Annotated in this window: 11 protein-coding genes; 9 read left to right on the plus strand and 2 right to left on the minus strand. The window is 62.2% G+C overall.

Translation table 11 applies throughout. From position 1 onward, the window contains the following. From aroF to menE, 8 genes are all read left to right on the plus strand, one after another. A partial coding sequence (gene aroF, locus IT585_13575; protein MCC6964276.1) for a 3-deoxy-7-phosphoheptulonate synthase occupies positions 1-718 on the plus strand: 718 nt, incomplete at its 5' end. Between the two features lie 3 nt (positions 719-721). Continuing rightward, positions 722-2,131 (plus strand): isochorismate synthase, encoded by a 1,410-nt coding sequence (locus IT585_13580; GenBank protein MCC6964277.1) that lies wholly within the window; start codon positions 722-724, stop codon positions 2,129-2,131. Next, a complete protein-coding gene (gene menD, locus IT585_13585; GenBank protein ID MCC6964278.1) occupies positions 2,128-3,906 on the plus strand; it encodes a 2-succinyl-5-enolpyruvyl-6-hydroxy-3-cyclohexene-1-carboxylic-acid synthase in 1,779 nt (592 codons plus the stop codon). Before IT585_13580 ends, menD begins: the two co-directional genes overlap by 4 nt. A gap of 3 nt (positions 3,907-3,909) precedes the next feature. Then, positions 3,910-4,740, plus strand: a complete 831-nt coding sequence (gene menH / locus IT585_13590; GenBank protein ID MCC6964279.1) for a 2-succinyl-6-hydroxy-2,4-cyclohexadiene-1-carboxylate synthase — start codon at positions 3,910-3,912, stop codon at positions 4,738-4,740. Next, positions 4,737-5,558, plus strand: a complete 822-nt coding sequence (gene menB / locus IT585_13595) for a 1,4-dihydroxy-2-naphthoyl-CoA synthase (protein ID MCC6964280.1) — start codon at positions 4,737-4,739, stop codon at positions 5,556-5,558. Before menH ends, menB begins: the two co-directional genes overlap by 4 nt. A gap of 9 nt (positions 5,559-5,567) precedes the next feature. Next, on the plus strand, positions 5,568-6,470 hold the full coding sequence (locus tag IT585_13600) for a 1,4-dihydroxy-2-naphthoate polyprenyltransferase (GenBank protein ID MCC6964281.1): 903 nt from the start codon (positions 5,568-5,570) through the stop codon (positions 6,468-6,470). Beyond that, the gene (menC, locus tag IT585_13605) at positions 6,452-7,579 is read left to right on the plus strand and encodes an o-succinylbenzoate synthase (protein MCC6964282.1); all 1,128 of its coding nucleotides are present in this window, start codon (positions 6,452-6,454) and stop codon (positions 7,577-7,579) included. The genes IT585_13600 and menC overlap by 19 nt, the downstream gene beginning before the upstream one ends. Further along, positions 7,569-9,026, plus strand: coding sequence for an o-succinylbenzoate--CoA ligase (gene menE / locus IT585_13610; GenBank protein MCC6964283.1), 1,458 nt, complete (start codon positions 7,569-7,571; stop codon positions 9,024-9,026). The genes menC and menE overlap by 11 nt, the downstream gene beginning before the upstream one ends. Positions 9,027-9,041: 15 nt before the next feature. Here the strand turns inward: menE and IT585_13615 are convergent, their stop codons facing one another. Continuing rightward, positions 9,042-9,458: an acyl-CoA thioesterase gene (locus tag IT585_13615; protein MCC6964284.1), complete on the minus strand. Its 417-nt coding sequence runs from the start codon at positions 9,456-9,458 to the stop codon at positions 9,042-9,044. Positions 9,459-9,569: 111 nt separating this feature from the next. On the opposite strand from IT585_13615, the gene IT585_13620 reads away from it, so the two are divergent. Then, positions 9,570-11,705, plus strand: a complete 2,136-nt coding sequence (locus tag IT585_13620) for a hypothetical protein (GenBank protein MCC6964285.1) — start codon at positions 9,570-9,572, stop codon at positions 11,703-11,705. A gap of 159 nt (positions 11,706-11,864) precedes the next feature. Here the strand turns inward: IT585_13620 and IT585_13625 are convergent. Further along, the coding region (locus tag IT585_13625; GenBank protein MCC6964286.1) for a phosphatase PAP2 family protein at positions 11,865-12,179 on the minus strand (315 nt) is incomplete at its 5' end.

The following is a 12,179-nucleotide window of genomic DNA, read 5'->3' on the forward strand; positions in this document are numbered from 1 at the left end:
CGCCGGACCCTGCGCTGTTGAAGATGAAGCGCAACTCGCGGCGGTTGCCGAATTCTTGCACCGCTGTGATGTCAGGTTTCTGCGCGGCGGCGCTTACAAACCGCGCACCCAGGTGGATTCCTTCCAGGGGCTCGGCGTCAACGGGCTCAAGCTGCTGCGCGCACAGGCTGACCGGTTCGGCATGTTTGTCGTCACCGAGGTCATGGATCGCTCGCAGATCGACACCGTCGCCGAGTACGCCGATGTGCTGCAGGTCGGCTCGCGCAACATGTTCAACTACACCCTGCTGACGGCGCTGGGATCGATCAATAAGCCGATCCTGCTCAAACGCGGCATGGCAGCAACGATCCGGGAGTGGCTCGCGGCAACGGAATATATCAGCCGCGGCGGCAACAACGCGATCATCCTCTGCGAGCGCGGCGTCCGTACCTTTGAACCGGAAATCGCACACACGCTTGACCTGGCTGCGATTATCCTGGCGCAGGAGCAGTCGTCCTATCCCGTGATCGCCGACGCATCGCATGCCGCCGGACGCGCCGATTTGGTCGCACCGCTGGCGCTGGCGGCGGTCGCCGCGGGCGCCGACGGGATTATGATCGAAGTCCACCCTGAGCCGGCGACGGCCCTGTCCGATGCGCGCCAGGCACTGACGCTGGCGCAATTCGCCGCACTGCTCGAACGGGCGCGGGCGCTTTTCCAAAATCGGCGGGCACGATAGCCAATGTCGGACCCGCGTCTGCCTCACTCGCCCGCGCGATCTGCCGAATCCCTCGCCGCTGAACTCAAGCAAGTTATTGCCGCCATCCGTTGCGAATTCACGCAGCGACCAAGTGTTTCAACCGGCGTCCGGGCCATCAGTTTTGAATTGCCTGCCTGCGATCTCCCGGCTTGGCTGCAGCATTCTGCGGCATACCCGAAGTCATACTGGCACGACCGCGAGCGGACGGTTGAATTTGGCGCCGTCGGCAACTTGACCGACTGGCCCGATGATGAGATCAACACCTTGAGCGAGGTGACAAAAATCGAAGCCGCACTCAAAACGGCAGCCGATCCGGCGCTTCCGGCGGTTGTCGTGGCCGGCCGATTTGATGAAGCCGCGCATCACCGCGGCAGTGACTGGCGCCCGTTCCCGGATGTGTGGCGCCAACTGCCAAGATTCTCGGTACAACGGGCCGGAGCCAAATCCACGGGGACTTTCGTTTTTCCAAGCGACTTTGCGGTGAACGACGCTATCGCACAAGCCGAGCATTTGCTGGAAGAACTGATCGCGCCGGCTTCGCCGCAGCAACCGCCGGCTACCCTGATCCAACGCCGCGATCGCCCCGATCGGGTGGAATGGAACGATGCTTGCGGCTATGTCCTCGAGGAGATCAAGAATCAGAATCTCTCTAAAGCAGTGCTGGCTCGACGCACGGAGCTGATTTTTGGCGATGCCGTCAATCCGTATGATTTCCTGCGCTGGCTGGGTGAAAGTAATCAGCAGGTTTACCGCTTCCTGTTGTCGCCGCGAGCGGGATCGGCATTTGTTGGGGCATCGCCGGAACGGCTGTTCCAGGTGCAGGGACGAAAACTCTCTTCCGAAGCCGTTGCCGGGACCGTGCCCCGTGGACCGGCGCCGGAGACCGATGACCAGTTGGCGCGGCTGCTGCTGGAGAGCCGCAAAGACAACCGCGAACACCGCTTCGTTGTGGACGGAATCGCCGCCGACCTGAGTCCCTTCTGCCGCGAGATCACGATCGCGCCGGAGCCGGAGATCGTCAAGCTGCGGCGCGTGCAACATCTGGTGTCGGCGATTCACGCCGAACTGCTGCCGGAAACGACGGCGGCCGGAATCTTGACCGCGCTGCATCCGACCGCGGCGGTCTGCGGCACGCCGCGCTCCGAATCGATGCTGGCATTGCGGCAGTTGGAGCCGTTTGATCGCGGTTACTATGCGGGGCCGGTGGGAATTCTGCAGCCGGACGGCGCCGAGTTCGCCGTCGCCCTGCGGTCAGCTTTGGTCTGCGACAATCGTGTGATCCTCTTTGCCGGCGCCGGTATCGTCGCTGGATCGGATCCCGATCTGGAGTGGCTGGAGTTGGAGCAGAAGCTGCAAGCCGCACTGGAGTTGCTCGTTGGAGTGAAGGCATGAAGGCGGCCAACGTCAATCATCTCTGGGGAAAACTGATTGTCGAGGAGTTGGTCCGTTCGGGCATCGATTACTTCGTGATTTGCCCCGGCTCGCGCTCGACGCCGCTGGCGATCGCCGTTGCGGAGAATGCTGAATGCCGCAAGACGATACATTTCGATGAACGCGGCGCCGCCTTTCTGGCCCTGGGTTACGGTAAAGCGACCGGGCGACCGGCGGCGGTGATCTGTACGTCGGGAACGGCCGCGGCCAATTTCTATCCGGCGGTCATCGAGGCAAGTCAATCACGGGTGCCGTTGATCGTCCTCACCGCCGACCGCCCCCCGGAATTGCGCGACTCCGGCGCATTGCAGACGATTGACCAGGTTAAGCTTTTTGGTTCGTATGCCCGATGGTTTGCCGACCTGCCAACCCCATCCACCGAGATCTCCCCCGCGTACCTGCTGTCGACCATCGCTTACGCTGTCGCCGCTGCTTCCGGCAATCCGGCCGGGCCCGTGCATCTCAATTGCATGTTCCGCGATCCGCTCGCGCCGTTCGGCGAACTCAAGTCCTATTCGGAATATTTGCAGCCGCTGGCGAGCTGGCTCAAGAGCGAGCGGCCATTCACGGAGTATGCGATCGGCTCGCCACAGGCGGCAGCGGGCGACATCGCCCGGCTCGCCGAATCACTGGCGGCCGCCCGGCGCGGAGTGCTGGTTGCCGGAGCGCTCACAAGCTCGACCGATGCCACAGCGATCGTCGCATTGGCCGAACACCTTGATTGGCCGCTGTTGGCGGATATCAGTTCCGGCGTGCGCTTTGCCGGATCGGCCGCACGACAAATCATCTCGCAGCATGACTTGTACCTGCGCAGCGAAGCCATCACGCGGCGACTGGAACCGGATCTGGTTCTGCATCTCGGCGCGCCGCCGCTGTCCAAGTCGCTGCAGCGCTACCTGACTTCGAGCGGAGCGGAGTTGGTCATTGTTGATGCCGCGCCGCTGCAACTCGACCCGATGCACAGCGCCGGCAAGCGCCTGATCGCAGCGCCGGCACTTGTAGCCCAGGCCTTGGCGGAACAACTCGAAATGAAACCATCACCGCTTCTGGCCGCGTTCCAAAAGCTGGATGAGATCGCGCGTGAGCAATTAAGCGAAGCTGCGCTCGGCAAGACGGCGGATGTCCATGAATTGAGCATCGCCGAGTCGGTCTTGCGCTCAGCCTCGGAAAACCGGGCTGTGTTCGTGGCGTCGAGCATGCCGCTGCGACTGGCCGAAATGGCGGCCGTGGCCGGCGGCGCAGCCGCAAGCGTAGGCGCCAATCGCGGCGCGAACGGCATCGATGGCACCATTGCCACGGCGATCGGCTTCGCGACCGGCGCCGGCACGCCGGTGACTTTGCTGATCGGCGATCTGGCGGCGCTGCACGACCTGAATTCGCTGGCGCTGCTGCGAAACGCCGACCAACCGGTGACCATCGTTTGCCTCAACAACGACGGCGGCGGAATCTTCTCGCACCTGCCCGTGGCCAAGATCGAGGCGCACTTCGAGGAAGTCTTCGGCACGCCGCACGGCCGCTCGCTGCGCGCCGCCTGCGATATGTTCGACATCAAGTATCACGCGCCCAAGACGCTCAAAGACTTCACGACGGTCTATCGTGCCAGCCTGAAATCCAGGAAAAGCGCTCTCATCGAGGTCAAGACCGAGCGGGCGGTTGAAGCCGCCTGGCTGCAGAAGCTTTGGATTCGCGTCGAAGAGATCGCTTTACGGCGGCTTGATCAATTGGTAAATTCGTAAGCTATGGACTGGCACCATCTCACTCGCGGTAGTCGCAAGCACCCGGCGCTCCTGTTTCTGCACGGATTCATGGGATTGGCGGACGACTGGCGCGAGCTCTTCGCACGTCTGGAACACGATTACTACTGCATCGCTCCCGACCTTCCCGGTCACGGCCGCAACGGCTTTCCGCTGCGCAAAAACGGCATCAGCATGGAGTCGGTGGCGGGCGATCTCCTCAAGTTCCTCGATCACCACAAACTCGACCAGGTCACGCTGGTCGGCTACTCGATGGGCGCGCGGCTGGCGCTCTACGTTGCCATCCAACATCCCGAGCGTCTGCGCGGGCTGGTGCTCGAAAGCGGCGGGCCGGGCATCGAGGACGAATACGAGCGGCGCGTGCGCGTCGCCCTTGACGACGATCGCGCTTACACTCTGCGCTGTCTGGGGATTGAGGCTTTTCTTGACGAGTGGTACCGGGCGCCGTTGTTTGAATCGCTGCAGCGGCATCCGGAGAAGCTGGAGCATCTGAAAAAACTGCATTCGGTGCACAATGCCGAAGGCTTGGCGGAAGCGCTGCAAGGATTGAGCACCGGCCGGCAGCCGTCGCTGTGGGACAAACTCGATCGCCTGCATCTGCCGACACTCCTGCTGACCGGCGCGCTCGACCACAAGTTCTGCCGCATCAATCGTATCATGTCGGAATCGCTGCCGCGCTGCGAGCGGAGGATGATCGGCGACGCCGGGCACAATACGCATCTGGAGCAGCCGGACGCCTATCTGACGACGCTCGTGCGCTTCCTGCAAGAGCACGTCTACCGGCACGAGCCGGACCGGGAGAAACACATACGATGAGCCAAATCAACTGGATCAAAGCCGCTGAATTCACCGATATCGAATACCACAAAGCCGAAGGGATCGCCCGGATCACGATCAACCGCCCGCAAGTCCGCAATGCGTTTCGCCCGCTGACCGTCAAGGAGATGGAGACGGCGTTCGCCGACGCCCGCGAGGATGCGGAAATCGGCGTCGTCATCCTGACCGGCAAAGGCAAGGAAGCGTTCTGCTCCGGCGGCGATCAGAAAATCCGCGGCGATTCGGGCTACAAGGATGATTCGGGCGTGCACCGCCTCAACGTCCTCGACTTGCAGCGCCAAATCCGCACCCTGCCGAAACCGGTGATTGCCATGGTCGCCGGCTATGCAATTGGCGGCGGGCATGTCCTGCATCTGATGTGCGATTTGACCATTGCCGCCGACAACGCCCGCTTCGGCCAGACCGGTCCCAAGGTCGGATCATTTGACGGCGGGTACGGCGCCAGCTATATGGCACGAATCGTCGGGCAGAAAAAGGCCCGCGAAATCTGGTTCCTGTGCCGGCAGTATGATGCCAAACAGGCGCTGGAGATGGGGCTGGTCAACTGCGTTGTTCCCTACGAGCGCCTCGAGGCCGAGACCATTCAATGGTGCCGCGAAATTCTCGCTAACAGCCCGCTGGCGTTGCGTTGTCTCAAGGCGGCGCTTAATGCCGACTGCGACGGCCAGGCGGGGCTGCAGGAACTTGCCGGTAATGCCACCATGCTGTTCTACATGACGCCGGAGGCGCAGGAAGGACGCGACGCCTTCGTCGAGAAGCGCAAGCCCAACTTCTCCAAGTTCAAGCGCAATCCATAGTCGAAGCTCATGACCGCGGCGCCCGCCACACTTTCTCCGCTGCAAATCTGGATTCTGGCCGCCCGTCCCAAGACGCTGCCGGCTGCGATTACGCCGGTTGTGATCGGCGCGGCGCTTGCCTTTAGCGATCAGGCGTTTCACCTGCCCGCGATCCTGGCGGCGCTCATCGGCGCGGTTCTGATTCAGATCGGCACCAACTTCGCCAATGACCTGTTTGACTTCGAAAAGTCGGTCGATACCCATGAGCGCCTCGGTCCGCTGCGCGTCACCCACGCCGGACTCGTGACGCCGCGGCGGATGCGCGTCGCAACCGCTGTGACCTTCAGCCTGGCACTGCTGGTCGGCGCCTACCTCGTGACACGCGGCGGCTGGCCGATTGTCGGAATCGGCCTGGCTTCGATCCTCTTCGGCATCCTCTACACCGGCGGCCCGTATCCGCTCGGCTACAATGGACTCGCGGACATCTTTGTGCTGATCTTCTTTGGCCCCGTGGCGGTCGGCGGAACCTATTACGTCTCGGCGCTGACAGTCACACAGGACGCACTGCTGGCGGGAATCGCCCCCGGTTTGCTGTCGGTGGCAATTCTGGTGGTCAACAACACGCGCGACCTGCCCACCGACAAAGCTGGCGGCAAAAGAACGCTGGCGGTGCGGTTCGGGCGCACATTTTCAGTTTTGCAGTATGCTGTCGTCGTCGTCTTGGCGCTGCTGTATCCGGTGATCTTTTTTGCCCTGACCGGCCGTCACCCGTTTGCGGCAGTCGCCACGCTGGCCCTGATTCCGGCGATCTTCCTGATCCGCTCCCTGGCCACGCAGGAGGGACGCGCCCTGAACGACACCCTCGCCGGTACCGGCAGACTGCTGGCATTGTACGGGCTCCTCTTTTCGATCGGATGGATCATACGCGTGTAAGCAGCGCAAAATTATACGAGTACCGCATCCCATTCACGCGGCCCTTCGTCACATCCGGACAAACGTTCCGCGAACGGCAGGGGCTGATCGCCGTCTTACAGTCGAGTGAAGGAGAAACGGGACTGGGTGAAATTGCCCCACTGCCGGGATTCAACCGCGAAAACCTGAACGATACTCGCGCCGTGACGGAGTCGTTGCTCCCGCGGTTGCCCGACCAGCCGATTCCGACTTCTCCCGCCGAAATCTCCGACTGGTGGCAGGCGATCCACTCGTCGCCGTTGCCGCCCTCGGTCGAATTCGGTATCGAGTGCGCCATGATCGATCTCGCGTCCCAACGCGCCCATCTCCCTGCCGCTCGCTGGCTCAATGCGCGCTCAGGCGAGGCAGCCGTGGTTAATGCCGTGATCTCCGGAAGCGACGCCGAAATCGCCGCGGCGGCGAAGACAAAACTCGCGCAGGGCTACCGCACTTTCAAGCTCAAGATTGGCAGCAACACGATGGCCGAGGATATCCGCCGTATCGAGCTACTGCGTACGACGATCGGCCCGGCCGCCACAATTCGCCTCGATGCCAACGGCGCCTTCACCTTCGATGACGCGCTCGCCCTCTTGCCGCGCGTCGCCCAACTGCGCATCGAATATGTTGAAGAACCATTGCGGGATCTTAACTGGAACAAGCTGCTGATGCTCAAGGCGGCCTGCCCGGTTCCGATCGCGCTCGACGAATCGCTGTCGCAATTCCTGGACTTACCGGCATCGAGCAGCCCGCGCGGTTTTGATGTCGCGATCATCAAAGCGCCCGTGATCGGCGGCCCGACCCGCTGCCTCGATCTTGTCCGGCGGCTGCGCCAGAACGGTGTCGACTGCGTGATGACCTCCGCCCTCGATACTGCCGTCGGCGTCTCCGCGGCGTTGCATCTGGCCGCGGCGGCGCAATTGGGTAACACCGCCTGCGGCCTCGATACGCTGGACCTGCTGGCACATCCGCTGGCGGATCATGCACTCGTGATTGACCAGGGCACTATACGTCTGCCTGCGTCCCCCGGATTGGCCGTCGTGCTGACGGCTGATAGCATGTCTCGCCTGACCAGGATTAGCGATGCACATTGACTGCCCGTTGCGGCAAGCCGCGATGACCTCACCAGATTCCGCGGCACTGCGATTCGGATCCGATCTCGTCAGCTACGGCGCGCTCGACATCGCGGTCAATCAGCTCGCCGCAAATCTGCTCCGGAGCGGAATTGCTGCCGACACCCGAGTCGGAATTCTGGCCGATAACTCGCCCGATTATGTTCAGCTGCTGATGGCACTGCTGCGCATCGGTGCGGTCGCCGTCCCGTTGAATCCGCGCTTGACTCCGAATGATTGGCACAATCGTCTCCAGGAAGCCGCTGTGAATCTCGTCGTTTGCGGCGAAGACCTGCAGGAACAGCTGGGAACGGCGCGTCCGTCGCTGTCAATAGACGCTCTGGCCGTGGCGGGCCAAGCAAGCCGACCGACACCGCTATCCCCCATTTTGCTTAACTCCGATCAACTCGCGACGATCATCTTTACCTCCGGCTCCGGCGGCGCTGCCAAAGGCGTCATGCTGACTCTCGGCAATCACATCTCCAATGCCGTCGGCTCCAACGACAACATCCCGCTCAGCAGCGGCGATACCTGGTTGCTGTCGCTGCCGCTCTGCCACGTCGGCGGGCTCGGCATTCTCTTTCGTTGTCTGCTGGCACGTGCGGCCATGTACTTGGTGAATCGCTTCGAGCCGGCACAGGTCATCGACCTTGTGGATCGCGGCGAAATCACTCACCTCTCACTGGTCCCGACCATGCTTCTCGACTTGCTGCGCGTTCGCGGTCACCGCTCACTTCCCGCCTCGCTCAAGGCGATCCTCCTCAGCGGCGCGCCAACGCCGCCGGCATTGCTCGAGCAGATTTTGCGGTTGAAGCTACCGATCGTCACAAGCTATGGCCTCTCTGAGGGGGCATCGCAGGTGACCGCCACGAGAATCGGCGACACCCCGGCACATCTGGCCACCAACGGCCGCCCGCTGCGCTATCGCGAAGTCCGCATCGCCGATGACGACAGAAGAGATTGTGCAACCGGCACCATCGGCGAAATCCTTGTGCGCGGCGTGGTCATGTTTCGCGGATATCTCAATGAACCGCCGCGCGAGCCGGCCGCGTGGTTTGCCACCGGCGATCTGGGCTCTCTCAGCGAGGATGGCTACCTCACCGTCACCGGCCGCAAGGACCGCATGTTCATCTCCGGCGGTGAGAATATTTACCCCGAGGAAATCGAGCGCTGCGCACAGTTGCTGTCGTCAGTGCGCGAGGCCGTCTGCATCGCCGTCCCGCACGAACGCTGGGGCATGCGCCCGGCGCTGGTCGTGGAGACCGCGGCCGGAAGCCCGCTCGATCTCGACGCACTCCGGCAACACCTCGCCCACCAATTGCCCCGCTTCAAACAGCCTGATAAGATCATCTTCGTAGAGAAGCTGCCGCGCACCGGCATCGACAAAGTTGATCGCGCGCGGGTAGCGCAGATCCTGGCAAAGTCGTAAAATACGAACTGGTGACTAAGCGCGGTCGCGGAAGGCGGTAATCGCTGCGCGAAACGGCTCCGGAAGCGGTATCTTGCCGCCGGTGGCGCGGCTGACACTGACGTGCACGGTCTTGGCCGTGCCGACGATTTCGCCCTTCGTGTTCGTTAATTCGTAGCTGAGCGTGTAGGAGGTCGTGCCGATGGCCGCGACCTGCAGGGCGATGGTCACTTCATCGCCGGCGCGGACGCTGCGTTGGAACTGCGCCTCGGCGTGGACGATCGGCACGAAGAATTCGCTCGCGCCCAGCAGCCGCTCCATCGGGAATCCGATCGCGCGCAGGAAATCTTCGTAGACATCGTGTGCGAAATACAACTCCCGCGCAAAGAACAAGATACCTGCGGCGTCGGTATCGTGCAGGCGCACCTGGAATTTTCGTACTTGCTGGGCCAAAATCCTTACTCCGGCTTCGGCGGCAGTATAATCGTTGCGCGCCGATTCACCAAGACCGAAACTATTGCCGGGAGAATTGCACGCGGCTAATTTGCGGCGATGGGAGGACGCATGACTTTGAAGTTCTTGGTAACGGGACTACTGATCGCACTCGGCACACTGTCGGCGCAGGCCGACCTTCTCGATGATGCGCTGGCGTCGGTCGGCAAGAGCAAGGCCGATTTGGGCTATGCGCCCAAGGGCTACTGGAATCGCTATCCGTTCGAGATTCCGTACAAGCTGCCGGCCTTCGACGATCTCTTCGCCGAGCCGCTGCGCGTTTACGACTACAGCCAGTCCCTCAAGTCCGCCTTTGCCCACTACATGCAGGACACCACCTTCGCCAATCCATCACACTCGGCGCTCTATCAACTGAGCTACCAGTTGGCCTGGGAGCGGCGCGTGGGCGGTTTTCGCAATTACTCGCCGAATCTGGTCGACTCGCTGCCGGCCGACAGCTCTTTGGATCAGGCTCTGCAACGACTCTACTTAGCCGCCGGCGTCGAGTGGGACTACCGCGCCTTCGGCGCCAACGCCGGTTGGGCAATCAGCCCGGTGCTGCTGGATTCCGTCCAGCGAACACTTGACCCGCGGGTGCAGGACATCTTGGCATTCTGGGTTGTGAATGTTGCCGACGCTTACCGTTTCCACCAACTCGCGTTTCGCAACGTGCCGCCGGAAATTGTCCAACGACTCTCGCTGATCGGCGATCTTGATGCGACGCAAGGGGACGGACAAAAATACTACCCCGAATTTGACGACTGCGCGCGCCTGCTCGATTGGCAGTCGCTGGTGTACGCCCACTACAAGATCATCGCCGCCACCGACCTGGCCGCCAAACGCCTGCAGGCGCTGCCCGCGTCAGCCAAGGTTATTGCACTGACGATCCCGACACCGCTCGGCGTTATCTGCATCGGTGACCGGCAGCCGCACAAATTCGCAGCGCGCGACTATCTGCTGATCTGCGACTTCGGCGGTAACGACACCTACGCCACCGGCGGCGGTTCGTCGTTCCTGCTGCCCTTCAGCGCCATCATCGATCTGGGCGGCGACGACAACTACGGCGACAGCCTGACCGTGCGCCAGTTCGGCTACGGCAACTGCGGTCTCGGCATCGTCATCGATCTGGCCGGCAATGATCGTTACCGCGCCTCCCAACTATCGCAGGGCGTCGGTATCTTCGGCACTGGCATCGTCTGTGATGCCGCCGGCAACGATGACTTCGCGCTCAATGTCTCCGGGCAAGGCTGCGGCTACTTCGGCGTCGGCATGTTGCTCGATCGGCTGGGCGACGACCAGTACTACCTGGCGGGCGACGGCCAGGGCGCGGGCGGAATCGGCGGCGGTATCGGAATCCTCGCCGATTACCGCGGCAACGACCGTTACACCGCCGAACCGCTGGCGGAGAAATTCAACCGCGGCGACTACCATTCGCAGGGTAAGATCAACGCCAACAACGCGCAGGGCTGGGGCGGCGGGCGCCGTGGCGACGGCTCCGACGGCCATAGCTGGGCGGGTGGACTCGGCGCGCTCATCGACTGCGATGGCGATGACGAGTACTACGCCGGCAACTTTTCCCTCGGCTGCGGCTACTGGTTCGGCATCGGCATCGTCTACGACGTTGCCGGCAACGACCTGTATCGCAGCTGCTATTTCACCCAGGCTTCCGGCGCGCACTATTGCATCGGCGCGATGTTCGACGAAAGCGGCAACGACCGCCACGAACTTTTCGAAACCGCCGGCGCCGGGCTGTCGTTCGGTTGGGACTTTACGATTTCACTGATGGTCGATTGGGCCGGCGACGACAGCTACACCGGCAAGATTATCTCGCTCGCCAATGCGCAGATTCGCTCCAACTCGTTCCTGTTCGATTTCGGCGGCGCCGACCGCTACCAACTCAACGCCGGCACCGACGGCTTCGGCGAGGCCAGTTGGCGCGACGATTATCGCACCCCGCGGCCGACCGTGCCCTTTGTCTGGTATGCCCAATCCTATGGAATTCTCATCGATGTCGGCGGCGTCGATCGCTATCTCGACTACAACGACTCGACCAAAGCTGCCGTACCGCGCCCCGGCTGCGCCGACAAGTCGACCTGGTATCGTCCCAAACGCGACTCCGAGCGCTTCGGCTTTGACAACTACGGCATCGGCATCGATGCCGACTCCGGCCGCGTTGATGAGTTGTTCAATTTCCGCGAAAAGAGATGAGCTAACGCCCGCCGCAGACGGATGAGAGGTAGAGCAGGTCTGGTCCCCTTACCGGAAGCTCTTCATTTCCGAAACATCTCTGAGGAGATCTGCCAAATCTGTCAATTTGATCTCTTCATCGACATAGCCCCTCTGAAGAGACCTGCCGAACTCACCGAACTACATCTTGAACTGCAGGGCATTGATCCGCTCACCGATGCAGTGGCCCTGCTCAAGGCCGTTCTCAATCGCCGAGCGAAAATGGATCCCGCCGTACAACCGCGATATCGCCGCCTCCTCCGCGAAATCATTAAACGAATCAAACGCGCGCGGCGCCATGCCCAGCTCATCGTGAGTGTGATCGGTAAAGGCGTAGTCGTCGCCGAACATCGCCGTCAACACCTCGGCGACGGCACCCGATTGCACCGAGTGGCCCGAGGTATATTCCGGGAACGGCGGCGTCGCGATCGGCGACGTCCATTCGTCATCCATCAG

The sequence above is a fragment of the Candidatus Zixiibacteriota bacterium genome, assembly GCA_020853795.1.
Lineage (GTDB): Bacteria > Zixibacteria > MSB-5A5 > CAIYYT01 > CAIYYT01 > JADJGC01.